The sequence below is a fragment of the Pseudomonas syringae pv. tomato str. DC3000 genome (assembly GCF_000007805.1).
Lineage (GTDB): Bacteria > Pseudomonadota > Gammaproteobacteria > Pseudomonadales > Pseudomonadaceae > Aquipseudomonas > Aquipseudomonas avellanae.
Map to the genome: position 1 here is coordinate 5229133 of NC_004578.1, position 23133 is coordinate 5252265.

Sequence of the window (23133 nt, forward strand, 5' to 3'; positions counted from 1 at the left end):
ATGGAGCCCGTTAAAAAAATATCTGTCCTCGAATCCCCCAGCCTAGGCGGACCATGTGAGGCATTCGAGGTCGATGGGGGTAACTGCTATAGCCTTTCTGGATCGGGGGTTTTAGAGAATGCCACCTTGATACAGGTGATCTTCGACGCCGCAACCGATCTTAAGAATTCCCGATAGCGTTGCTCGCCATCAGTGTATAAGCCGCATCGGCTAGATCCTGTGGCAGGCTACCCCCGTCTGAACCGGCAATGATGGCGATGAAAGATCTAATACCGTACTCTGATTCCAGACCTGGCGAGGCTCGGGGGCCGACAGAGACGCTGACAAAGCGCCCTCTTCAGGACCTTGGAGACCTGAACCTCGTGATACTCGTCTTGCAGGGGTTTGCGCTGCGGGACGTACAGATGATGCTCTCCAGTTCGACGCTGTACACGAAGCGAAATGTAATCGGGCTGATAACAGGGAAGTCTCAGCGGAAGGTCAATCAGCTGCTAAATTCTGGCCTAGGAATGGATCGGCTCAATGCCCAACAAAGCGCAATGGCATTCCAGTTCGCGAAAACGCTAGAGCACGCGATTGCGGTTTTAGGTACACAAGCGATGGCGGAAGACTGGCTGTGCCGACCATCTAGGCATTTATCGGGACTCACTCCAGTTGAGCTCATCGAAACGTCAGTTGGGTTCACTACGGTTGAGCGTTATCTCACGCAGATTCAACACGGGGTATACGTGTAGTTGCAGCCGAAAGACAATCAAGTAAACCCATTCCACTTTTTGAAAGACGCTGCTGTGTGCCTGATATCGATCGGGCAGTCGCTGAGTTGAACGCGGCGAAAAACATTGCTTTTTTCCAGCGCGGGTGTTTCGGCGGAGAGTGAGATTACTACGTCTCGTGACAAGCTCACCGGGGTTTGGTCCACTCACGGTCACGAGCCGCTTGGGAACACTTCGAAAAAGTTAAGTTTTGATGCCTAGATTTAACCTTAATCCGCAAAAGCTAACCAAAAGCTCTGAGCTACCACAGGAGCGAGGGGAAAATTTAAGACTGGATAGGCTGGCAACCCAGTAACCATCAGGGTTCAACTGCGGATCGCAAAACATGACTAAAAATTAATAGGGCAGATACCGATATTGAGCCATGGAATGAAAACCTAGCGTCTGTGATGAGGACCGATTTGAAGCGCGAGCTTAAAGCTCCGGCCGGAAAAAAGCTTTTATTTGTCCGTAAGACTTGCCGCGAGACCGTTCCGAGCCTTGAATAAAACCAGGTAGAAGCAGATCGGGCAGTGCTGGCAACTATAAAGCCTGGTCGGTATTGCAAAGAGTGGAGTCACTCGTGCAGGAGTCGGTAGATACCGCGCGTTGCGCAAAGCTACCCGAATGCAGCCTGCAGGGCAAACGATCCGGCCCAATGGGGCTGGCACTCTGCCACAAGTAAAGGCATGCTAGCCGCCCTTTAAGCGACGGGCATTTTTGCACTAAGCATTACGGCTTCCAGTCCAGCAGTCAGGGAACAACGATTTGCCCACTTCAACGCCTTTGCCGTCATCCCATGTTGCTGCAGACAGTGCGACAAGGCCTCTGCGTGGGTCAGTGAAAGGTGTATTGGCGGCGCTGGTCTTGGTGATGCTTGCCATGTTGCTCTGGCAATTGATCGAGCAGTTTCACCAGACTCAGGAACGCCAGCGTCAGCGCAGCCTGGAATACAGCATCCAGCTTTCCGACCGGATGAGCCTGAACATGGCGCTCAAGGCGCAGATCGCCATGAACCTGCTGGACGAGGCGCAATCGTCCGGGGAACGTCTGGAGCAGCCCGTCATGCTGGCAGGCCTGCGCACTGCCCTGCCCGCGCTGCGCAGCGTTGCTCGCCTGAACCCGGCCGGTGACATCGTCAGCGACAGCGCCGAAGTGCCCCGCGACGGCGACTTCCTCAGGCATGCCATGAGGCAGGCGCTGGGCCGCCCTTATTTCTACACCAGTACCGACGACGGCAACCAGCTCTACGTGCTGATTCGCCAGGGCGGCGGCATTACCGGTGACTATTGGGCGCTGCGCATGGCACCGGACGCGCTGAAAGACCTGGCCAGCCAGCCGGCTCAGGACTTTCAGCACGTGTGGCGTCTGGAGCAACGCAAGACACAACGGGTCATCCTCCGCGAACCGCTGCCCTCCAATGATGCCGACAGCGGTCTGTCCGAAACCATTCTTCTGCAACCGCTCAGCAACAGTGACTGGCAGCTGCGCGGCCTGTTCGACACCTACAAGGCGCGCAGCGAACTGCTCACGCCACTGATCGGCAAATGTGTGATCGGCCTGCTGCTCTCGATCCTGCCATTGATCGCACTGATCAGCCTGCGCCGACGTCAGCGCCAGATGCTGCAAAGTCGACGCCGCTATCGGGACATCTTCGAAGGCGCGGGCGTGGCGATCTGCGTGATGGATATGTCTGGCCTGCAGGAGCAACTCGACGCCCTTCAGATCAGCACGGGCGAAGAGTTTGATCGGCTGCTCAAGAGCCAGCCTGCCTCGCTGAAAAGGCTGCTGCAGCAACTGCGCATCAACGAGCTCAACGAAGTTGCGCTTGGCCTGCTGGAAATCGAGTGCAACGAACAGGCCTGGCAGCAGTTGATCGAGGGCGAATCGCGCACGCGCCCAGGCATCGGCATTCAGGTGATACATGCCGTGCTTGCCAGACAGACACGATTGGAACTGGAAATCTGCCTGACACGTGCAAGTGGTCAGGACCAGCATCTGTGGCTGGTCATGCGCCTGCCCGAAGCGCGTAGCGACTTCGATGCCGTGATTCTCAGCATCGGCGACATCACCAGCCGCAAACAGACCGAGCTGTCACTGCTGGACCGCGAAAGCTTCTGGTCCGATGTGATCCGCACCGTGCCGGACCACCTGTATGTGCAGGACGTGCTCAGCCAGCGCATGATCTACAGCAACCACCATTTTGGCCATACGCTGGGCTACAACAAGTTCGAACTGCGCGCGATGGGCGAGTTCTTCTGGGAAATACTGCTGCACCCGGACGATGCCAAGAGCTATCAGGACATGCGCCTGCGCCAGCGCCACCACGGGCACAACGAGTTGCTGCAATGCGTGCTGCGCTTTCGCGATCACGAGAACAACTGGCGTTGCTTCGACGTGCGCGAGCAGGCACTGGCCTGGGACACAGAACATCTTGTCACGCGCATCATCGGCATTGCCAAGGACATCACCGAGCAGGTTGCGTCCAGCCAGTCGCTGCGCGACAGCGAACAGCGCTACCGTATGCTCGCCGAAAGCATCAGCGACGTGATCTTTTCCACCGACGCCCATCTGACCGTCAATTACGTCAGCCCCTCGGTCGAGCGCGCGCTGGGCTACAGCGCCGACTGGATTACCCGGAACGGCTGGTCTGCCGCCATTGCCAACCCCCAGCAACTGACCGGTTTTGATGCGCTCATCAGCCGCATCAGCAAAGTCCTCCACAAGCCGCAGGAGCTGGCGCGGTTGCGCGACGAAGTGACCACCCGGATGTTTCTGTTCGACTGCCTGCGTGCAGACGGTCGCAAGATCCCGGTGGAACTGCGCGTGGTACTGGTATGGGATGAACACGGCAATTTCGAGGGCATTTTCGGCGTCGGCAGGGACATCAGCCAGCAACGCCGCGCCGAAAAAGACCTGCGCATGGCTGCCACAGTATTTGAGCATTCCGCCTCGGCCATCCTCATCACCGACCCCGCAGGCTATATCGTGCAGGCCAACGAGGCCTTCACGCGCGTCAGCGGCTACGAAGTCGCTCAGGTGCTCGACCAACTGCCGGGCATGCTCACCGTTGAAAGCGAACAGGAAGCGCACTTGCGCTACATCCTCAGGCAGTTGAACGGGCAAGGCACCTGGGAAGGTGAAATCAGGCTCAAGCGACGCAACGGCGAACACTATCCGGCCTGGGTCGGCATCACGGCAGTGGTCGATGACGAAGGCGACCTGGCCAGTTATGTGTGCTTCTTCAGCGACATCAGCGAGCGCAAGGCCAGTGAGGACCGCATCCACCGCCTGGCTTATTACGACGCGCTGACGCACCTGCCCAACCGCACACTGTTTCAGGATCGCCTGCATTCGGCGTTGCAGCAGGCAGAGCGCCAGCAGGCCTGGGTGGTGCTGATGTTCCTCGATCTCGACCGTTTCAAACCGATCAATGACTCTCTGGGCCATGCCGCCGGCGACCGGATGCTGCAGGAAATGGCCACGCGCCTGCTGGCCTGTGTATCCGCTGACGACACCGTGGCACGCATGGGCGGTGATGAATTCACGCTGTTGCTGCAACCGGACATCACGCGCGAAGCCGCGCTGACGCGCGCCATTCACGTGGCCGAGCGGATCCTGACCAGTCTGGTGACGCCGTTTGTGCTTGAAGGCCGTGAGTTCTTTGTCACCGCCAGTATCGGCATCGCGCTCAGCCCGCAGGACGGTAGCGAACTGAGCAAGTTGATGAAGAACGCCGACACGGCGATGTATCACGCCAAAGAGCGCGGCAAAAATAACTTCCAGTTCTACCAGACCGACATGAACGCCACGGCGCTGGAGCGTCTGGAGCTGGAGAGCGATCTGCGTCACGCCCTGGAACAGCAGGAGTTCACCCTCTATTACCAGCCGCAGTTCAGTGGTGACGGCAAACGCCTGACGGGCGCAGAAGCGTTGCTGCGCTGGCGCCATCCGCGTCGCGGGCTGGTGCCGCCGAACGACTTCATCCCGGTGCTCGAAGAGCTCGGGCTGGTGGTGGAAGTCGGCGACTGGGTGCTCACCGAAGCCTGTCGCCAGCTCAAGCACTGGCATCAGGCGAAAGTTCGCGTGCCGAAAGTATCGGTGAACATCTCGGCGCGGCAATTCTCGGACGGCCAGTTGGGTAAACGCATCGCCCACATACTGGAACAGACGGGTCTGTCGCCTGCCTGTCTTGAGCTGGAACTGACCGAAAGCATCCTGATGCGCGAGGTCAACGAGGCCATGCAGATCCTCGACGGCCTGAAAAACCTTGGCTTGAGCATCGCCGTCGATGACTTCGGCACCGGATACTCGTCGCTGAATTACCTCAAACAGTTCCCGATCGACGTGCTGAAGATCGATCGCACCTTCGTCGATGGCCTGCCCTCAGGCGAACAGGACGCCCAGATCGCCCGCGCCATCATCGCCATGGCCCACAGCCTGAACCTCTCGGTCATCGCCGAGGGCGTGGAAACCCACGAACAACTGGAGTTCCTGCGTGAGCACGGCTGTGACGAAGTCCAGGGCTACCTCTTCGGCCGCCCTATGCCACCCAGCCAGTTCGAAGCGCAATTCAGCAACGATGCCCTGTTCATGCTGGATTAAGGCAGCGGCGAGTGTTTAGCTGCAAGCTTCTAGCTTCTAGCTTCTAGCTTCTAGCTTGCAGCTTGAACCTATTTGCTACTCAAGATGACTCCCTTTCATATGCCAGATAAAACCCGATGGGGTAGAATACCCGCCTTTTCCGCCATGCCCTGTTGAGGACTGCCATGTTCAGCCGTGATTTGACTATCGCCAAGTACGACGCCGATCTGTTTGCCGCCATGGAGCAAGAAGCTCTGCGTCAGGAAGAACATATCGAGCTGATCGCCTCGGAAAACTACACCAGTCCGGCCGTCATGGAAGCTCAAGGCTCGGTACTGACCAACAAGTACGCTGAAGGCTACCCAGGCAAGCGTTATTACGGTGGCTGCGAGTACGTCGACGTTGTCGAGCAACTGGCTATCGACCGTGCCAAAGAGCTGTTCGGCGCCGACTACGCCAACGTCCAGCCACACGCCGGTTCGCAAGCCAACTCGGCGGTCTACCTGGCTCTGCTGCAAGGCGGCGACACCATTCTGGGCATGAGCCTGGCTCACGGCGGTCACTTGACCCACGGTGCCAGCGTGTCCTCCTCGGGCAAGCTGTACAACGCTGTTCAGTACGGCATCGACGGCAACGGCATGATCGACTACGACGAAGTCGAGCGCCTGGCTGTTGAACACAAGCCAAAAATGATCGTTGCCGGGTTCTCTGCCTACTCGCAGATCCTCGACTTCCCGCGCTTCCGTGCCATTGCCGACAAGGTCGGTGCCTACCTGTTCGTCGACATGGCGCACGTAGCCGGTCTGGTTGCCGCAGGTGTCTACCCGAACCCGGTGCCGTTCGCCGACGTCGTCACCACCACCACGCACAAGACCTTGCGCGGTCCACGTGGCGGTCTGATCCTGGCTCGCGCCAACGCCGACATCGAGAAGAAGCTCAACTCCGCCGTATTCCCTGGCTCCCAGGGCGGTCCGCTGGAGCACGTCATCGCAGCCAAGGCCATCTGCTTCAAGGAAGCGTTGCAGCCTGAGTTCAAGACCTACCAGCAACAAGTGGTCAAGAACGCCAAGGCAATGGCCGGCGTGTTCATCGAGCGCGGTTTCGACGTGGTGTCCGGCGGTACTGAAAACCACCTGTTCCTGCTCTCGCTGATCAAGCAGGACATCTCCGGTAAAGACGCCGACGCCGCATTGGGTCGCGCCTTCATCACCGTCAACAAGAACTCGGTACCCAACGACCCACGCTCCCCGTTCGTCACCTCCGGCCTGCGCTTCGGCACCCCGGCAGTGACCACTCGCGGCTTCAAGGAAACAGAGTGCAAAGAACTGGCCGGCTGGATCTGCGACATCCTGGCGGACCTGAACAACGAAGCCGTGATCGACGCTGTCCGTGAGAAGGTCAAGGCCATCTGCGCGAAGCTGCCGGTTTACGGCGCTTGATGAGCATCGTTTAAACGCGGTAATGAAAAGCCCCGGTTCGTGAGAGCCGGGGCTTTTTCTTGCTTGGTGTCCACAGTTTATGGACGGCGGCCAAGGAAATATCCGCTGCCCTTACTATGCTCCGACAGTTCGAGCGCGGCTCTCCGATACGGGGTGAGGTGACCAGTTCTAAGACCCGCCGAACCGTTTCCTCAGGCAAAGATGACTTGCGTCCAGGCTCAGGCTCGTCGACCAGTCCGTTCAGCCGACGTGCCTGGAAATGCTGACACCAGACCGTGATCGTTGGCCAGGAAAAGCCCGTGAACCTTGCAACGTTGTCTGGGATTCCGCCTTCGGCAGCCAGCAGGATTATGCGCGCTTGACGGCCTTCTCGCTGAGGGATCGTCGCAGAGCAACGCATCTTTTCAGCTCGGTCTTTTCTTCAAAGCTAAGCGTGACGTCCAGAGCGCTCACTGTAAGCTCTCCAGGGCAGGACGACATCTGAGGTGTAGCCCAAAATAACGAAAAGCTATTTCTCGAACAGCACACTGGCTACCCGCAAACACCTCTCGAAGGAACCGTTGGCTCTGTCCGAAATCCTGACCTAGTCAATACCTGAGCTTGCAGAAAAGGAAGTTCACAGCAAGTCTGGTATAGTCTGACTTGGAAAGTTAGACGACAGGACTCAAACATGGCCAAGCCAGCCGCACGTATAACCGACCCCACCAATTGCCCCATGCCTGGACACGGCACCAAAGCCATTGCGTCCGGATCTCCCAATGTGTTTTTCGACGGCCTTGCTGCCGCAACCAAAGGCGATACCTGCACCTGCGGCAGCATTCTAGATTCCGCCGTTTCGAGTACCGTGTTCATTAACGGTAAAAATGCCGCGCTGGTCGGGACTTTTGGCACCCACGGAGACATCGTGATTGGTGGCTCGGGCACCGTGATAATCGGTGATTCGCACACGCCGGCACCGTTTATACCCCCACTCCCGATTTTACTGAAAAAAACTTATGGACATGCTTTCAGCATAGTTGATAGCGAAACAGGTCAGCCTCTAGCCGGAAGAAACTTCACAGCCACTGTAGATGGCCAAAAGATTACCGGTGTTACTGATCGCGCCGGAGTAGCCAGCGTCAAAACCTCAAGCAAAGATGCCGCTATTTCTATTAGCATTGATTTTATCTCACCGGCTCGGACGCTCAGCGAACTCACGGACTGATCTAAAATGGCAGAAAAATTTACCACTGAAGCAAAAGCAACTGAAGTAAAACCCGGCCCGCCTAAAGCTTCCACCACCATCACGATTAACGATAGAGCCGCGACCAGAGAAGCGATAATCAGGCTTCTTAAAAAATACAAATGCGAGTTCTCAGAACGATCGTCTTGGGGGGCGCATAAAGCAAAAGGTGAGATGGTTGATGATTGGGACTACACGATGATAGCCCTTCACCATGCAGGCCGGAGTGTAGGCTGCGGTCTTGGCGCAGAACAAATGCGCGACATTCAAAAAGAGCATCAGGCTAAATTTGATGATATCGGTTACCACTACGGCATCGACTGCATGGGAAAAGTCTTCGAAGGGAGGGACATAAGATTCAAAGGCTCAAGTGTACATAACTACAACACAGGTGTAATTGGTATCGTTTTACTAGAAAACCTGACAACTGCCGAAGAAGGTGGCGATGTTGTAGCTCTGGCTCGCCAGGCTCTTGAAACCCTAAACGGTAACATGGACCAGAAAATACCTGCCGTACAAATCGACGCTCTTCTGACTTTGATTCACGCCCTAACCAGTGTTTTTAAAGTTACAACTTTAGGCGGACACCGTGAATTCCCTATGCAGGCCGGTGAAGGGAAAATTTGCCCTGGTAACATTGGAATGGAGTTAGTGAGAAATCTTCGAGTCAAAACTAAACTTTTGCGGCCACCCTCATCATGAAATTATTGCTTATCAGTGCTCTAATCACACTCGCCGCCGTCCTTTATGTCGGCTACTACGAAAAGATAGAGGATGCCTATCCGGAAAAAGTTTTCTTCATCAAGAAAAGCCCAACAACCAGGATCAAGTTTGAAAATATTTTCGCTTACGAATCAGATGACAAAAAGCTGAGTCAATTAAGCGAAACCGAGCGCCAACTGGTCATTCAGTATTGCAAGTATCGCCTAGGCGTGACTACGACTTTGAAAAACCAACACGAGCTTGAAGAATGCAAACAGAGATAGGTCTGACCCGAGTCTAATAGTCGCCTATGAGGGCTCGCTGCCAGCGTGATACTTTCGGAATAATCTGTGTCCCTTTTACGACGTCAAGCACCTCATGCATACGTTGAATTTTGTTCACTGGCGCGTTAAAAGTTAATACAGAAGCAAACCCGCTAAGAATATTTGAACGCTACTTAAATAAATACGATCCAGGCTTTGAGCTCAAGGGCTATCTGAACATTAATTCAGAGGAGGTATTCTATAAAGCGCGAGGCCTATAGATTTGTAGAATTCAGCTATCCGCAGTATGCAGTGAAGCATCTGACTTTTAGGCGTTTCCTTCAAACAAGTAGATTGCCTTCACAAAACTCTGTCGTATTAAATTAGGGCTCGATGAGCCAGGCATGTGCGGCACAATTTACGCCGACCAGCGCAAGATCAGATTGGACCGACTGAACAATCAGGACGACGATAGATGAAAACGATTTACCTCACCCTACTTTCGCTTGGCACGCTTTTTATCCTGTCGGCAAGCCTCCTCGTCATTGATGGAGTATCTGATACAGCCAAGACCAGCGATGTCGCCATTGTTCTTGGTTCAAAAGTCACGCCAGACGGCGTTCCGTCCGCACGCCTGCAAGCCCGGCTTGATCGCGCAGTGGAGCTTTACCGGCAAGGACGGGTCAGGAACATCATCGTGAGTGGAGGCACCGGCGTGGAGGGTTTCAGCGAAGCCGTCGGCATGGCCAACTACCTTGCGGAGCGCTCAGGGCTGCCGCGTGAAGCGATTCTGCTTGATGAGCAGGGCAACACCACGAAAGACACGGCCCGCAACAGCGCTCAGATCATGAAACAGCGCGGCTTCAAAAGTGCTGTTGTGGTGACGCAATACTTCCACATCACCCGAAGTCGGTATGCCCTGTATCAGGCGGGCGTTACCCAGGTATCGACGGCACATGCCCGATATTTCGAATGGCGCGACCTGTATTCACTTGCGCGGGAAGTTGCAGCGCTGCCCGCCTATTGGTGGGCTGAAAATACCTGACAGCGCCCAGTCACCCACGCAACAACCTCACCCCACCACCGCCGCAAACCCCGCCCGAATCTTCTCCTCCGGCAACTCATCGGCAATAAACACGATCACGCTCTCACGCAGCTCGCCCTCGGCCCATTCAGTATCCCAGTCAAAGCCGTACAGTTTGAGCACGCCCTGAAATACCATTTTGCGCGGTTCATCCTCAATGTTGAGCACGCCTTTATAGCGCAGCAGTTGCTTGCCGTGGTCTTCGAGCAGTTCGTTCATGAACTCGCTGAGGCGGTCCAGGTTCAGGGGTTTGTCGCTGCGCAGGACGAGGCTGGTGATGCGGTCGCTGGATTTACCGGCCGGGGCCAGCGGGCGCAGGGTCATGCTGCCGCCCAGATCGGCGTTGAGGTTGAAGCCACGTACGTCGAGCAGCTCGGCGAGGTCGATCTTGCCGTGCTCGACGATGCGGATCGGGGCGCGGCGGTTGATGCGGGTCAGGCGTGCGCTGAGGGCATCGAAGGCTGCGTCGTCGACCAGATCGCGCTTGCTGACCAGCAAGCGGTCGGCAAAGCCGATCTGCGCCTGGGCGATGGTTTGCGTCAGGTGGGTGTCGGCGTGGGCAGCGTCGACCAACGTGATGATGCCGTCGAGGATGTAGCGCTCGCGCAGTTCTTCATCGATGAAAAAGGTCTGGGCGACGGGCGCAGGATCGGCCAGGCCGGTGCATTCGATCACCAGTCGGTCGAAGGCAATTTCGCCGCTGTCCAGACGCTCCAGCAACAGGTAAAGCGCTTTGGTCAGGTCGGTGTGAATGGTGCAGCACACACAGCCGTTGGACAGGGTCATGATCTGCACCGGGTCGGTGCCCAGCAACTGGCTGTCGATACCGGCATCGCTGAATTCGTTTTCGATCACGGCGATTTTCAGGCCGTGTTCGGCCTTGAGCAGGTGGCGCAGCAAGGTGGTTTTGCCTGCGCCCAGAAAACCGGTCAGCACGGTCACTGGGATGGGTTGCAACTCGGTCATAAGGCTCCTGGCGTGATGCTTTCAGCGGGAATGAAAACGCGCCACAGGTGATGGCCTGTGGCGCGTCGGGTCAGACAATAACGCAGTTCAGAGGATCAGCAGCACTTCGGACCGCCCTTGCCGCCGTAACGCGCCTCTTGCCGCTCTCGAAAGAACTGCTCGTAGATCATCATCGGCTTGTCCGGGTGCGTGTTCTGCATGTGCTCGACGTAGGTGTCGTAGTCGGGCATGCCCACCATCAGGCGGGCGGCCTGACCGAGGTATTTCCCGAGGCGACTCAGGTCATTGAACATGGGCAAATCCTCTGTGGATAACCATCATCACACCTGCGACGCGGGCGGCATGGCCTGGTAAGGAGCTTCCTTGTCGGTACGCGCCTCGGTCGTCCAGGCCGCACGGCCCACCTTGATGGCGTAGAACAGAATGCTGAACACCACAAACAGGAACAGTATGGTCAACCCGGAGTTGGTGTACGCGTTGAAAATCACGTGCTGCATCTGGTCCATGGTTTTTGCCGGCGCCAGAATCTGGCCGGCATCTGCCGCTGCGCTGTATTTCTTGGCCAGGGCCAGGAAGCCGACCGCAGGGTTGGCATCGAACAGCTTGATCAGGCCCGCCGTCACAGTGCAGATCAACAGCCAGACGGCAGGCAGCATGGTGACCCACACATAGCGCTGACGCTTCATTTTGATCAGCACGACGCTGGCCAGCATCAACGCGATACCGGCAAGCATCTGGTTGGAGATACCGAACAACGGCCACAAGGTATTGATGCCGCCCAGCGGGTCGATGACGCCTTGATAAAGCAGATAACCCCACAGCGCCACGCACCCCCCTGTGCCGATAGCGTTGGCCGTCCAGGATTCTGTGCGTTTGAGGGCCGGAACGAAGCTGCCCAGCAGGTCTTGAAGCATGAAGCGCCCGGCACGTGTACCGGCGTCAACCGCCGTCAGGATAAACAGCGCCTCGAACAGAATCGCGAAGTGATACCAGAACGCCATGGTGTTTTCACCCGGCAGTACCTGATGGAGGATCTGCGCGATCCCCACAGCAAGCGTCGGCGCACCACCGGCACGGGCCAGGATGGTGTTTTCACCGATGTCCTTGGCCACGGCGGTCAGTTGCTCCGGCGTGATGGCAAAGCCCCAGCTGGACACTGTCTGCGCGACGGTCACCACATCGCTGCCGACCACAGCGGCCGGGCTGTTCATGGCGAAGTAGACGCCTGGCTCGATCACCGAAGCGGCGACCATTGCCATGATGGCCACGAACGACTCCATCAACATGCCGCCATAACCGATATAACGGGCGTTTTTCTCGTTATCCAGCAGCTTGGGCGTGGTGCCCGAGGAGATCAGTGCGTGGAAACCCGATACCGCGCCGCAGGCAATGGTGATGAACAGGAACGGGAACAGCGCGCCCTTCCAGACCGGACCGGTGCCGTCGGTGAACTGGGTCAGGGCCGGCATCTTCAGCTCGGGTGCCAGAATCAGGATGCCGATTGCCAGCGCCAGAATGGTGCCGATTTTCAGGAACGTCGACAGGTAGTCACGCGGTGCCAACAGCAGCCAGACCGGCAGCATCGCAGCCACAAAGCCGTAACCCACCAGCATCCAGGTGATCTGGATGCCGGTGAAGGTAAACATCGGCCCCCAGGTCGGGTCGGCCGCAACCATGCCGCCGACCCAGATCGAACCGAGCAACAGCAGCACGCCCACCAGCGAGATTTCACCGATACGGCCCGGGCGGATGTAACGCATGTAAATGCCCATGAACATCGCAATCGGAATCGTCGCCATGACCGTGAACATGCCCCACGGGCTTTCGGCCAGGGCCTTGACCACGATCAGCGCCAGCACCGCGAGGATGATGATCATGATCAGGAAGCAGCCGAACAAGGCGATGGTGCCGGGAATGCGGCCCATTTCCTCGCGAACCATATCGCCCAGCGAGCGACCGTCACGGCGCGTGGAGAGGAACAGGATCATGAAGTCCTGCACCGCACCGGCCAGTACCACCCCGGCAATCAGCCACAGCGTACCGGGCAGATACCCCATCTGCGCAGCCAGGACAGGGCCGACCAGCGGGCCTGCGCCAGCGATGGCGGCAAAGTGGTGACCGAACAGGATGTGTTTGTTGGTCGGCACGTAGTCCAGACCATCGTTGTTGACCACCGCCGGTGTCGCCCGCAGCGGATCGAGCTGCATGACGTGCGTGGCGATGAAAAGACTGTAGTAACGATAAGCAACCAGATAAATGGCCACCGCAGCGACCACTATCCACAAGGCGTTGATCGCCTCTCCGCGGCGCAAGGCCACGACCCCAAGGGCACATGCCCCGACAATTGCGACGATGAGCCAGGGAACGTGGCGCATCAGGCTATTATTATTTTTCATTTTTTTATTCCAGCAGAGTTGACTAGAAGGCAAGCAGTGCGAGTTTAGCGCCGGATCAGCGAAAGGCCACCCCCAACCATGGTCTAGACCGAAAATTGATCAATTGCGGCAGATACCCGGCATAGAGGGCTGGAATGGCGTAGGCAGAGGGTGGCCGGATCACAAAACCGTCATGCGGAACTGTTCTGTAATGGCTTTCAGGGCTATCGTGCATAAACAAGAGAATCGATCAGAAAACAACCTGCCCGCTGACCCCCGGTGGCCGTCAACAAGAGAGCTCATTCGATGACCGACTCACATGCAGAGCGCCGTCGTTTCAAACGTATTGCCTTCGACGCAAAGACCGACGTGAAGCAGGGCGACAACAGTTGGAAAGCGCAATTGGTCGACCTTTCCCTGAAAGGTTTGCTGATCGAGAAGCCTGAACTGTGGAGCGCTGATCCGACGCAGCCTTTTGAAGTGGATATCCGCCTCAGCAATGACGTGCACGTGAAAATGGATGTCGAGATGACTCACGATCACAACCAGCAATTGGGATTCGTCTGCCGCCACATCGGGCTGGAGTCGATCAGCCATCTGCGGCGGCTGATCGAACTTAATCTGGGGGACCCGGCAGAGCTCGACAGGGAGCTGGCGGCACTGATCGAACTTTAGGCTTCAGTTCTAAGGGCCGCTTACTCGAACAGCGCATCCAGCGCCTGTTCCAGACGCGTGACCGCAATGATCTGCAGACCGGGAGGCGCTTCTTTCGGCGCATTGCCTTTCGGCACGATGGCCCGTTTGAAGCCGTGCTTGGCAGCCTCTTTCAAGCGCTCCTGCCCGCTGGGCACCGGCCTGACCTCACCCGACAGCCCCACCTCGCCAAACACCAGCAAGTCATGCGGCAGCGGGCGATTGCGCAGGCTGGACATGACTGCGGCCATCAAGGCCAGATCGGACGCGGTTTCCAGCACTTTGACCCCGCCCACCACATTGAGGAACACGTCCTGGTCGTGGGTTGGAATGCCGCCATGCCGGTGCAGCACCGCCAGCAGCATCGCCAGACGGTTCTGATCCAGGCCCAGGGTTACGCGGCGCGGATTGGACATATGGCTGTCATCCACCAGCGCCTGAACTTCGACCAGCATCGGCCGGGTGCCTTCCCATGTGGCCATGACCACGCTGCCGGGGACTTCTTCCTGCGCACGGGTCAGAAAAATCGCCGACGGATTGGACACTTCTTTCAGGCCCTTGTCGGTCATGCCGAACACACCCAGTTCGTTTACCGCGCCGAAACGGTTCTTTACAGCGCGCAGCAAACGCAGACGACCGTCCGACTCGCCCTCGAAATACAGCACGGTATCGACCATGTGCTCAAGCACACGCGGCCCCGCCAGTGCGCCTTCCTTGGTGACATGCCCCACCAGGAAAATCGCGGTGCCACTCTGCTTGGCATAGCGCACCAGCAAGGCGGCGCTTTCGCGCACTTGCGACACGCCACCCGGTGCGGACTGCAATTGCTCGGTGAAGATCGTCTGGATCGAGTCAATCACCATCACCTTGGGCTTCTCGACCTTGGCGGTGGCAATAATGGTTTCGATGCAGGTTTCGGTCATGACCCGCAGTTTGTCCTGCGGCAGGCCCAGACGGCGGGCGCGCATGGCCACCTGCTGTTGGGATTCCTCGCCGGTGACATACAGCGCAGGCATGCGCTGGGCGATGTTGCACAGCGTTTGCAACAGAATCGTCGACTTGCCGATGCCAGGGTCGCCGCCGATCAGCACCACAGAACCATCCACCAGACCGCCACCGAGCACCCTGTCGAGTTCGGCGGAGTTGGTGGAGAAACGCGGGATCTCTTCAACGCTGACTTGCGCCAGGGTTCTGATCTGCGCCTGTGAGCCGGTCCAGCCGGTGCGCCCGCTGGGAGGCGCGGCGGCACCGCTTTCGATCATGGTTTCGACCAGTGTGTTCCAGGCGCCGCAATCAGCACACTGGCCCGCCCACTTGGGAAATGTCGCGCCGCATTCGGTGCAGCCGTACAAGCGTTTGGCCTTGGCCATGACAACCCCAGTCGTAAAAAACGCCCATGATAACGCAGGTTGCAGCGCCTGTTACCCGCGCAACGGACCACAACTTTCAAAACCTTATAAAACTTACACAGACCGCTTCTGTCGATTAAACGTAGACCGGGCGGCAAGAGCACGGCTGGGCTACACTCAACTGGATCAAATTTATCTGTTACAAGGAATTACCCATGAGCGTGCTTACAGAATTCAAGGCATTCGCGGTCAAAGGTAACGTGGTCGATATGGCCGTCGGTATCATCATTGGCGCGGCATTCGGCAAAATCGTTTCATCGTTCGTCGGCGACGTGATCATGCCACCACTGGGCCTGCTGATCGGCGGCGTGGACTTCAGCGACCTGGCAGTCACCCTGCGTCCTGCGCAAGGCACAGCGCCTGCGGTGTTGCTGGCGTACGGCAAGTTCATCCAGACCGTCATCGACTTCATCATCGTCGCGTTCGCGATCTTCATGGGCGTCAAGGCCATCAACCGCCTCAAGCGCGAAGAAGCCAAGGCACCGACCCTGCCGCCAACGCCTTCCAAGCAGGAAGTGTTGCTGAGCGAGATTCGCGACCTGCTCAAGGCACAGAACACACCGGCAGCACCCATTACCGTGGACCCTGCTCGTACGCTGTAGTTGGAAGCCTGAAAAACAGGCTTCTGCCCGGAGGGCGTAGGGGCGGACCGGGCGACGCTTCGCTCTGGATTCTGGCCGAAGGCCGTGGGAGCGGACTTGTCCGCGAAGAGGGCTTTACATCCGCAGAATATTTATCGCCTGTAGTGCAGCATTCGCGGACAAGCGAAGCGTCGCCCGGTCTGCTCCTGCCGTCCGCCCCCTACCAATACGTTTCCACCGCCACCTGCCCCGGTTTGCGGGACAGGCTCAGGCGCATGTCGCGCTGCTTGAGCAATGCGCGGGTGTCGTCGATCATCTGTGGGTTGCCGCACAGCATTACCCGCGAATGCTCCGGCGTCAGGTCGATACCTGCGGCGCGTTCAAGCGCTCCGTTTTCGATCAGTTGGGTGATACGGCCATTCAGTGCACCCGTATGCTGTTCGCGGGTGACGGTGGGCAGAAACATAAACTTGTGCGCGTACTCGGCCAGGTAATCACGCTGCATCAATTCGCTGATCAGCGGCTGATAGGCAAGCTCGCTGGACTCGCGAACGCTGTACACCAGAATCACCCGTTCAAATTTCTCCCAGACCTCGAAGTCCTGAAGAATCGAAAGAAACGGCGCAACGCCCGTGCCGGTGGACAGCAGCCACAGGTCGCGACCATCAACGAAGCGGTCCAGGGTCAGGTAACCAAACGCCTGCTTCTCCACCATCAGGCTGTCGCCCTCGCGCAGGCGGCTCAACTCGCTGGTGAATTCCCCATCGGGCACCACGATTGAGAAAAACTCCAGAAACTCGTCGTGCGGAGAAGAAACCATCGAGTACGCACGCCACACCGTCGTGCCGTCAGCCTTGGTCACACCCAGCCGCGCGAACTGCCCTGCGCGAAAGCGAAAGCCGGGGTCGCGGGTGGTGCGCAGGGTAAACAGATTCGTGGTCAGCGGTGTGACACGCTGCAGCGTCTGGCGGGTGAATTTGTCGTCACTGACGGTCATGGTGCGCTTTAAACTCCTGAACAATGGCAAGCAAGACCCAGTGTCCCGCAAAGCAGGCTCGATAAACACCGGTGGTTTGTAGTGGATTGCCTGAAATCGTTGTAGCCGCTTAGAGTATTTGGTTCTTGACGCCCACCAATGCCGGGTTGAACGTCTGCACGGCCAATCACCTCGGCCGCTCTTGCTCGGGGCTTTCAGCTTAAACGCCAAGAATAGACTGCCAAGTGCCATCAGCCCATCCGTCAGACCAGTTTCGCAGCGTGCCGATTGCCGGGTATTTGTTCCTAGGGAAGGTCTGAAGTAGGCATCGATTTTTGACGCTCTCATGGCCTGAGGTTCAAAAAAAGCTCGCCCGATCAGATAATTAGACGTTTTCCGCTCTTAACTCATCGATTTTCCTTCAAACAGCACCTTTCCAAGGCGTTTTTCCGCATTACAGGCGCACCTCTCCCATCGCCAGCAGCCGTTTTCGCACCATCCAAAGGTTCGACAAGGCAAACAGAGTAGCCTGTTGCGCGGTGTTTTTAGCCAGCCCGCGAAACCGGACTTTCGTATAACCAAACTGGCGCTTGATCACGCGAAACGGATGTTCAACCTTCGCCCGTAACTGGGCTTTCGTGAACTCGATTTTGCGATAGACCCGTGCGATCAAACTTTTCTCGCCATGCTTTTTATAACGGCTTGGGCGGGCCGCAATTGACCAGATCATCTGACGATCCTGATGCTCCGCACGCTTGTCCACGCCGGTGTAGCCCGCATCACCGCTGACATAGGTTTCCTCACCATGTAGCAATTGATCAACCTGAGTCACGTCCGCCACATTCGCCGCAGTACCCACCAGGCTATGGACTAAACCCGACTCGGCATCGACGCCGATATGCGCTTTCATGCCGAAGAAATACTGGTTTCCTTTCTTCGTCTGATGCATTTCGGGATCGCGTTTGCCGTCCTTGTTCTTGGTCGAGCTCGGCGCATGAATGATCGTCGCATCGACCACCGTACCTTGGCGCAGCATCAAACCTCGATCACCCAGATAGCCATTGATGACCTGCAAAATCCCGCCTGCCAACTCATGCTTTTCCAACAGACGCCGGAAGTTGAGAATCGTGGTTTCATCGGCGATTCGATCCAGACTCAACCCTGCGAACTGGCGCAGGATCGTTGTCTCGTAAAGTGCTTCCTCCATCGCCGGATCGCTGTAACCAAACCAGTTCTGCATCAGGTGAATACGCAGCATCGCCATCAGCGGATAAGCCGGACGGCCACCTTCGCCCTTTGGATAATGTGGTTCGATAAGGGCAATCAAGCCTTTCCAGGGCACAACCTGATCCATCTCGATGAGAAAGCGCTCGCGGCGGGTATGCTTACGTTTACCCGCGTACTCGGCATCGGCGAAGGTCATCTGTTTCATCAGGGAAGCTCGGTGAAAGGTGTTGGGGTATTTTGCCAAATCAGGAAACCTTTTTCAGAGTTTCCCTAGACTGGACAAACACACAGCAAGGTTTGGCTGTGTGCTGCAAGGAGGCTACATGAGCACCATGGACATCAATTTTACACAGCCCTCACCCACAAAAAATCTGACGCAGAGAGAAATTGAAGTCCTCAAGTGGTCCGCCGAAGGTAAAACAGCTGGCGACATCGCCATGATTCTCTGTTTGAAGGAGCGCACGATTCACTTCCACATCGCCAGCGCCATTCAGAAAATGGGGGTCTGCAACAAGACCGCCGCAGCCGTACAGGCCGCATTGAGCGGGATGTTCTGATAAAGCGTTAGCAGAACAACAATCAAGCGGGTATCAGAGCGAAAAAATACGTAAAATCGTCTGCTTCAGCGAGCCCACGTGTCGTCGGGTTCGCTGGCACACTTTCGATTGCACAGAGTTTTCCCGCCAATGCCCCTGCTCATCAGCCGTTTCGCCGAACTTGATCTCATTCGCCAACCCGAGCAACAGGATGAGCCGTTGCAGGCATTCGATGCTGCTGACGAGTACCTGCTCAGCCATGTCGCAGAAACCGGGCTGAGCCTGGACAGCCGCGTCCTGGTGCTCAATGACAGTTTCGGCGCGCTGGCGGCGAGTCTGGCGCGCCACGCCAATGTGGTCAGCAGTACCGATTCGTTTCTGGCAGCGCAGGGGCTGGAAAAGAACCTGGCGCGCAACGGCATGGCCTACGACGCCGTGCCGTTGATCCCGGCCAGTGAGCCATTGAGCGGCCCTTTCGACTGGGTACTGATCCGCATCCCCAAGACATTGGCCCTGCTGGAAGAGCAGTTGATCCGCCTGCAAGGCCAACTGGCCCCCGGTGCTCGCGTTGTTGCGGCCGCGATGGTCAAGCATTTGCCACGCTCGGCCGGTGACTTGCTGGAAGAGTACGTGGGGCCGGTGCAGGCCTCGCTGGCGGTAAAAAAAGCCCGCCTGCTGTTTGCGACGCCGCGGCCCCAAGAGGTACGAACGTCGCCTTATCCGACGCGTTACACGCTGGACGAGCCGGCTATCGAATTGCTCAATCACGCCAACGTGTTTTGCCGCGACGGGCTGGACATCGGCACTCGCGCCCTCCTGCCCTGCCTGCCGAAAAACCTCGGCGCGGCAAGGGTCGCCGACCTGGGCTGCGGCAACGGTGTACTGGCCATCGCCAGCGCGCTGGAAAACCCCGACGCGCACTATACGCTGGTGGACGAGTCGTACATGGCGGTGCAGTCGGCAACAGAAAACTGGCGGGCACATCTGGGCGAGCGAGACGTCGTGCTGCGTGCCGCCGACGGGCTGGACACCCAGCAACCCGACTCGCTGGACGTGGTGCTGTGCAACCCGCCCTTCCACCAGCAACAGGTGGTGGGGGATTTCCTCGCCTGGCGCATGTTCCTTCAGGCCCGTGCAGCATTGGTTACAGGCGGTGCGCTGTACATCGTCGGCAATCGCCATCTGGGGTATCACACCAAGCTGTCGCGCCTGTTCCGCGGCGTCGAGCAGGTTGCGGCCACACCGAAATTCGTGATCCTGAAAGCACGTAAATAGCACACAAAAAAAGACCCTCTTGCCACAGCTGGCGGCAAGAGGGTCACAAAACGTGTCTGGAAGACACGAACGGGAATTGAGTGAGGGTCAGTGAGTCGTCAGGCCCGCAGCGCTCATGAACATGCGCATCAGGCTGGCGACGATAAACAGCGCAAACACGCTGCCCGCCCAGATCCCGACCAGCCAGGCCAGTCGTTGCCAGAGCGGTTTGCTCAGTGCCGGATCCGGGTCGTGCAGGGGATTTTTGCCAGACATCGTCATTCTCCTCGGTTCGGACTAGTGATAACCGTCTTCAGCAGTCACCTTGCCGCGGAACACGTAGTAGCTCCAGAAGGTGTACCCCAGAATGAACGGGATGATGAACAGCGTGCCCACCAGCATGAAACCCTGGCTTTGTGGCGGCGCAGCGGCCTGCCAGATCGATACCGACGGCGGAATGATGTTCGGCCACAAACTGATGCCCAAGCCGCTGTAACCGAGAAATATCAGCAGCAGGGTCAGCAAAAACGGCGTGTAGTGGGCATTGCGGGCGACAGCCTTGAACAGAACGTACATGGTCACCAGCACCAGAATCGGCACTGGCATGAACCAGAACAGGTTCGGCATGCTGAACCAGCGATGCGCGATGTCTGCGTGGGCCAGCGGCGTCCACAGGCTGACCACGGCCATGACCACGAGCACTGCCGCAGCCAGAGGGCGAGCCAGATCATGCATTGCCTTCTGCAACGGACCTTCGGTTTTCATGATCAGCCAGGTGCAGCCCAGCAGCGCGTAAGCGACGATAAGGGCCAGGCCGCAGAACATCGGGAACGGCGACAGCCAGTCCAGTGAACCGCCCGCGAACTGGCGATCGACCACCGGAATGCCCTGAATGTAAGCGCCCAGCGCAACGCCCTGAAAGAACGTCGCGGCAAGCGAACCGCCGATGAACGCCTTGTCCCACAAGTGTTGCTTTTCTTCGGTCGCCTTGAAGCGGAACTCGAACGCCACGCCGCGGAAGATCAGGCCCATGAGCATGAACATCAGCGGCAGATAAAGCGCCGACAGCACCACCGAATAGGCCAGCGGAAAGGCACCGAACAGCGCAGCGCCGCCCAGTACCAGCCAGGTCTCGTTGCCGTCCCAGACCGGGGCGACGGTGTTCATCATCACATCGCGGTCGGAACTGTCTTTCATGAACGGGAAGAGAATCCCGATGCCCAGATCGAAGCCATCCATCACCACGTACATCATGATGCCGAAGACGATGATGATGGCCCAGATCAGCGGAAGATCGATACCCATGGCTTAATTCCCCTTGCCGAGACGGTCAGGACTGTCGCCATCGTCTTCGCTTTCAACAGCAGCGGAGAGCGGGCGGGCCGGTGTGCGTTGCTGGCCGGGACCACCATGAGGCACATGCTCGACATACGCTTTCGGGCCCTTGCGGACCAGACGCATCATGTAACCGAGACCTGCACCGAACAGCACGAAATAAACCACCACGAACAACACCAGGGTGATGCTCATCTGCGCCACGCTGTGGCCGGACGATGCATCTGCGGTGCGCATCAAGCCGTACACGACCCACGGCTGACGGCCGATCTCGGTGGTGAACCAGCCCGCCAGGATCGCGACCAGGCCCGACGGCCCCATCCACAGCGCCAGGTACAGGAACGGACGCGAGCTATACAGTGTGCCGCGCTTGCGCAGCCAGAGGCTCCACAGGCCGGTGAAGATCATCAGCATGCCGAGGGCGACCATGACCCGGAACGACCAGAACACGATCAGCGAGTTCGGGCGGTCCTCGGGTTTGAACTCCTTGAGCGCCGGCACTTGCTTGTCGAGGCTGTGGGTCAGGATCAGGCTGCCCAGGTACGGAATCTCCACCTTGTACTTGGTGCGTTCCTCTTTCATGTCGGGGATGCCGAACAGGATCAGCGGGGTCGGCTCGTCGCCGATGTTTTCCCAGTGGCCTTCAATGGCGGCGATTTTGGCGGGCTGATGCTTGAGCGTATTCAGGCCGTGGAAGTCACCGACCACTGCCTGAACTGGCGCAACCAGCAGGGCCATCCACATGGCCATCGAGAGCATCTTGCGCACGGCGGGCGTGTCACGACCGCGCAGCAAGTGCCAGGCCGCCGAAGAGCCTACGAAGAAGGCCGTCGCCACGAAGGCGGCAATTGCCATGTGCGTCAGGCGGTACGGGAACGACGGGTTGAAGACCACCGCGAACCAGTCAGTCGGGATCACACGACCGTCGATGATCTCGAAACCTTGTGGCGTCTGCATCCAGCTGTTGGAGGACAGAATCCAGAATGTCGAGATCAGCGTACCGATGGCAACCATCACCGTGGAGAAGAAGTGCAGGTTGCGGCCCACGCGGTTCCAGCCGAACAGCATCACACCCAGGAAGCCGGCTTCCAGGAAAAAGGCGGTCAACACCTCGTAGGTCAGCAGCGGTCCGGTAACGGCGCCTGCAAAGTCGGAGAAGCGGCTCCAGTTGGTGCCAAACTGATAGGCCATGACCAGCCCGGACACCACGCCCATGCCGAAGTTGACGGCAAATATCTTCGACCAGAAGTGGTACAGATCACAGTAGACGTCTTCGCGGGTCTTCAGCCACAGGCCTTCGAGCACAGCCAGGTAACTTGCCAGACCAATGGTGATGGCAGGAAACAGGATGTGAAACGAAATCGTGAATGCGAACTGAATTCGGGCGAGCTCGATAGCCTCTAAACCGAACATAAGATGTTCCTCTCTCAGATGAAACCTGCCGCCGGCCAAAAGCCAACAGCGATTGCCCCCACGGTAATGAGTGCTTCTGTTTCTTTTTATGCAGCGCTTTCAGTGGAAAAAGCGCTGGTCGATCCGTCGTTGTTTGAATGGAGCACTGACGTAGATCAATCGACCATGAAAGAGTAGTCCTGTTCAGCCACTTGAGCCGTGTGGTCTATTGTCGCGTGGCGAGTTGTCTCACCTTAGCCTGCAGGTCGCCGCCTCGGTCGCTCCCACGCAGGCCATGTGCACAGTGTCCTTGTGGGAGGGAGCTTGCTCACGAAGAGGCCGG

Annotated in this window: 21 protein-coding genes and 1 pseudogene; 12 read left to right on the forward strand and 10 right to left on the reverse strand. The window is 57.8% G+C overall.

Features of this window, described 5'->3' with window-relative positions; genetic code table 11:
- The first annotated feature begins 539 nt into the window (after positions 1–539).
- The 3 genes from PSPTO_RS30720 (at position 540) to glyA (ending at position 6775) form a co-directional block, all read left to right on the forward strand.
- Positions 540–734: an antitoxin Xre/MbcA/ParS toxin-binding domain-containing protein gene (locus tag PSPTO_RS30720; RefSeq protein ID WP_226992706.1), complete on the forward strand. Its 195-nt coding sequence runs from the start codon at positions 540–542 to the stop codon at positions 732–734.
- Between the two features lie 786 nt (positions 735–1520).
- Complete coding sequence (locus PSPTO_RS23965; protein WP_011105092.1) at positions 1521–5357, forward strand: sensor domain-containing protein; 3837 nt, start codon at positions 1521–1523, stop codon at positions 5355–5357.
- Between the two features lie 164 nt (positions 5358–5521).
- Positions 5522–6775: a serine hydroxymethyltransferase gene (gene glyA, locus PSPTO_RS23970; RefSeq protein WP_007243779.1), complete on the forward strand. Its 1254-nt coding sequence runs from the start codon at positions 5522–5524 to the stop codon at positions 6773–6775.
- A gap of 37 nt (positions 6776–6812) precedes the next feature.
- Here glyA and PSPTO_RS23975 read toward each other — a convergent pair.
- Positions 6813–7228, reverse strand: a pseudogene (locus PSPTO_RS23975) (helix-turn-helix domain-containing protein); the annotation flags it as partial.
- A gap of 217 nt (positions 7229–7445) precedes the next feature.
- On the opposite strand from PSPTO_RS23975, the gene PSPTO_RS23980 reads away from it, so the two are divergent.
- The 4 genes from PSPTO_RS23980 (at position 7446) to PSPTO_RS23995 (ending at position 10007) form a co-directional block, all read left to right on the forward strand.
- Entirely contained in the window at positions 7446–7979 is a 534-nt protein-coding gene (locus PSPTO_RS23980; protein WP_011105093.1) for a PAAR domain-containing protein, read from the forward strand.
- Positions 7980–7985: 6 nt separating this feature from the next.
- Positions 7986–8699, forward strand: coding sequence for a peptidoglycan recognition protein family protein (locus tag PSPTO_RS23985; protein ID WP_011105094.1), 714 nt, complete (start codon positions 7986–7988; stop codon positions 8697–8699).
- Positions 8696–8983 carry a hypothetical protein gene (locus PSPTO_RS23990; RefSeq protein WP_044391909.1) on the forward strand — a complete coding sequence of 96 codons (288 nt, stop codon included), beginning with the start codon at positions 8696–8698 and terminating at the stop codon, positions 8981–8983. The genes PSPTO_RS23985 and PSPTO_RS23990 overlap by 4 nt, the downstream gene beginning before the upstream one ends.
- Positions 8984–9437: 454 nt before the next feature.
- The gene (locus tag PSPTO_RS23995) at positions 9438–10007 is read left to right on the forward strand and encodes a YdcF family protein (RefSeq protein ID WP_011105095.1); all 570 of its coding nucleotides are present in this window, start codon (positions 9438–9440) and stop codon (positions 10005–10007) included.
- A gap of 27 nt (positions 10008–10034) precedes the next feature.
- Here PSPTO_RS23995 and yjiA read toward each other — a convergent pair whose 3' ends face one another.
- The 3 genes from yjiA to PSPTO_RS24010 all read right to left on the reverse strand — a co-directional run bounded on the left by yjiA (position 10035) and on the right by PSPTO_RS24010 (position 13408).
- Complete coding sequence (yjiA, locus tag PSPTO_RS24000) at positions 10035–11012, reverse strand: GTPase (RefSeq protein ID WP_005770183.1); 978 nt, start codon at positions 11010–11012, stop codon at positions 10035–10037.
- Positions 11013–11107: 95 nt separating this feature from the next.
- The gene (locus PSPTO_RS24005) at positions 11108–11305 is read right to left on the reverse strand and encodes a YbdD/YjiX family protein (RefSeq protein ID WP_011105096.1); all 198 of its coding nucleotides are present in this window, start codon (positions 11303–11305) and stop codon (positions 11108–11110) included.
- Between the two features lie 27 nt (positions 11306–11332).
- On the reverse strand, positions 11333–13408 hold the full coding sequence (locus tag PSPTO_RS24010; protein WP_005770185.1) for a carbon starvation CstA family protein: 2076 nt from the start codon (positions 13406–13408) through the stop codon (positions 11333–11335).
- A gap of 285 nt (positions 13409–13693) precedes the next feature.
- Here PSPTO_RS24010 and PSPTO_RS24015 point away from each other — a divergent pair, with 285 nt between their 5' ends.
- Entirely contained in the window at positions 13694–14062 is a 369-nt protein-coding gene (locus PSPTO_RS24015) for a PilZ domain-containing protein (protein WP_005770186.1), read from the forward strand.
- A gap of 20 nt (positions 14063–14082) precedes the next feature.
- Here PSPTO_RS24015 and radA read toward each other — a convergent pair whose 3' ends face one another.
- Complete coding sequence (gene radA / locus PSPTO_RS24020; RefSeq protein ID WP_005770187.1) at positions 14083–15450, reverse strand: DNA repair protein RadA; 1368 nt, start codon at positions 15448–15450, stop codon at positions 14083–14085.
- A 194-nt stretch (positions 15451–15644) separates the two neighbouring features.
- On the opposite strand from radA, the gene mscL reads away from it, so the two are divergent.
- The gene (mscL, locus tag PSPTO_RS24025; RefSeq protein ID WP_007243783.1) at positions 15645–16091 is read left to right on the forward strand and encodes a large-conductance mechanosensitive channel protein MscL; all 447 of its coding nucleotides are present in this window, start codon (positions 15645–15647) and stop codon (positions 16089–16091) included.
- Positions 16092–16290: 199 nt separating this feature from the next.
- On the opposite strand, the gene PSPTO_RS24030 is transcribed toward mscL, so the two are convergent.
- Positions 16291–17067, reverse strand: a complete 777-nt coding sequence (locus PSPTO_RS24030; protein WP_011105097.1) for a ferredoxin--NADP reductase — start codon at positions 17065–17067, stop codon at positions 16291–16293.
- 433 nt (positions 17068–17500) lie between these two features.
- The gene (locus PSPTO_RS24035; RefSeq protein WP_007247571.1) at positions 17501–18478 is read right to left on the reverse strand and encodes an IS5-like element ISPssy family transposase; all 978 of its coding nucleotides are present in this window, start codon (positions 18476–18478) and stop codon (positions 17501–17503) included.
- A 118-nt stretch (positions 18479–18596) separates the two neighbouring features.
- Between PSPTO_RS24035 and PSPTO_RS24040 the strand changes: the two genes are divergently transcribed.
- Both PSPTO_RS24040 and PSPTO_RS24045 read left to right on the forward strand, forming a co-directional pair.
- The gene (locus PSPTO_RS24040; protein WP_005770190.1) at positions 18597–18830 is read left to right on the forward strand and encodes a helix-turn-helix domain-containing protein; all 234 of its coding nucleotides are present in this window, start codon (positions 18597–18599) and stop codon (positions 18828–18830) included.
- A 129-nt stretch (positions 18831–18959) separates the two neighbouring features.
- A complete protein-coding gene (locus PSPTO_RS24045) occupies positions 18960–20084 on the forward strand; it encodes a methyltransferase (RefSeq protein WP_005770191.1) in 1125 nt (374 codons plus the stop codon).
- Between the two features lie 87 nt (positions 20085–20171).
- Here PSPTO_RS24045 and PSPTO_RS24050 read toward each other — a convergent pair whose 3' ends face one another.
- The 3 genes from PSPTO_RS24050 to PSPTO_RS24060 are packed head-to-tail and all read right to left on the reverse strand — an operon-like array spanning position 20172 to position 22811.
- The gene (locus tag PSPTO_RS24050; RefSeq protein ID WP_003381744.1) at positions 20172–20339 is read right to left on the reverse strand and encodes a DUF2474 domain-containing protein; all 168 of its coding nucleotides are present in this window, start codon (positions 20337–20339) and stop codon (positions 20172–20174) included.
- Between the two features lie 21 nt (positions 20340–20360).
- Positions 20361–21368: a cytochrome d ubiquinol oxidase subunit II gene (cydB, locus tag PSPTO_RS24055; protein WP_011105098.1), complete on the reverse strand. Its 1008-nt coding sequence runs from the start codon at positions 21366–21368 to the stop codon at positions 20361–20363.
- A gap of 3 nt (positions 21369–21371) precedes the next feature.
- Positions 21372–22811, reverse strand: coding sequence for a cytochrome ubiquinol oxidase subunit I (locus PSPTO_RS24060; protein WP_011105099.1), 1440 nt, complete (start codon positions 22809–22811; stop codon positions 21372–21374).
- Positions 22812–22814: 3 nt separating this feature from the next.
- Between PSPTO_RS24060 and PSPTO_RS24065 the strand changes: the two genes are divergently transcribed.
- The gene (locus PSPTO_RS24065) at positions 22815–22988 is read left to right on the forward strand and encodes a hypothetical protein (RefSeq protein WP_011105100.1); all 174 of its coding nucleotides are present in this window, start codon (positions 22815–22817) and stop codon (positions 22986–22988) included.
- Positions 22989–23133 lie beyond the last annotated feature (145 nt).

Coding starts and splice junctions, on each gene's coding strand:
- PSPTO_RS30720 (WP_226992706.1), top strand. CDS start 540: ATGGCATTCCAGTTCGCGAAAACGCTAGAGCACGCGATTGCGGTTTTA.
- glyA (WP_007243779.1), top strand. CDS start 5,522: ATGTTCAGCCGTGATTTGACTATCGCCAAGTACGACGCCGATCTGTTT.
- PSPTO_RS23980 (WP_011105093.1), top strand. CDS start 7,446: ATGGCCAAGCCAGCCGCACGTATAACCGACCCCACCAATTGCCCCATG.
- PSPTO_RS23985 (WP_011105094.1), top strand. CDS start 7,986: ATGGCAGAAAAATTTACCACTGAAGCAAAAGCAACTGAAGTAAAACCC.
- PSPTO_RS23990 (WP_044391909.1), top strand. CDS start 8,696: ATGAAATTATTGCTTATCAGTGCTCTAATCACACTCGCCGCCGTCCTT.
- PSPTO_RS23995 (WP_011105095.1), top strand. CDS start 9,438: ATGAAAACGATTTACCTCACCCTACTTTCGCTTGGCACGCTTTTTATC.
- yjiA (WP_005770183.1), bottom strand. CDS start 11,012: ATGACCGAGTTGCAACCCATCCCAGTGACCGTGCTGACCGGTTTTCTG.
- PSPTO_RS24005 (WP_011105096.1), bottom strand. CDS start 11,305: ATGTTCAATGACCTGAGTCGCCTCGGGAAATACCTCGGTCAGGCCGCC.
- PSPTO_RS24010 (WP_005770185.1), bottom strand. CDS start 13,408: ATGAAAAATAATAATAGCCTGATGCGCCACGTTCCCTGGCTCATCGTC.
- PSPTO_RS24015 (WP_005770186.1), top strand. CDS start 13,694: ATGACCGACTCACATGCAGAGCGCCGTCGTTTCAAACGTATTGCCTTC.
- radA (WP_005770187.1), bottom strand. CDS start 15,450: ATGGCCAAGGCCAAACGCTTGTACGGCTGCACCGAATGCGGCGCGACA.
- mscL (WP_007243783.1), top strand. CDS start 15,645: ATGAGCGTGCTTACAGAATTCAAGGCATTCGCGGTCAAAGGTAACGTG.
- PSPTO_RS24030 (WP_011105097.1), bottom strand. CDS start 17,067: ATGACCGTCAGTGACGACAAATTCACCCGCCAGACGCTGCAGCGTGTC.
- PSPTO_RS24035 (WP_007247571.1), bottom strand. CDS start 18,478: ATGAAACAGATGACCTTCGCCGATGCCGAGTACGCGGGTAAACGTAAG.
- PSPTO_RS24040 (WP_005770190.1), top strand. CDS start 18,597: ATGAGCACCATGGACATCAATTTTACACAGCCCTCACCCACAAAAAAT.
- PSPTO_RS24045 (WP_005770191.1), top strand. CDS start 18,960: ATGCCCCTGCTCATCAGCCGTTTCGCCGAACTTGATCTCATTCGCCAA.
- PSPTO_RS24050 (WP_003381744.1), bottom strand. CDS start 20,339: ATGTCTGGCAAAAATCCCCTGCACGACCCGGATCCGGCACTGAGCAAA.
- cydB (WP_011105098.1), bottom strand. CDS start 21,368: ATGGGTATCGATCTTCCGCTGATCTGGGCCATCATCATCGTCTTCGGC.
- PSPTO_RS24060 (WP_011105099.1), bottom strand. CDS start 22,811: ATGTTCGGTTTAGAGGCTATCGAGCTCGCCCGAATTCAGTTCGCATTC.
- PSPTO_RS24065 (WP_011105100.1), top strand. CDS start 22,815: ATGTTCCTCTCTCAGATGAAACCTGCCGCCGGCCAAAAGCCAACAGCG.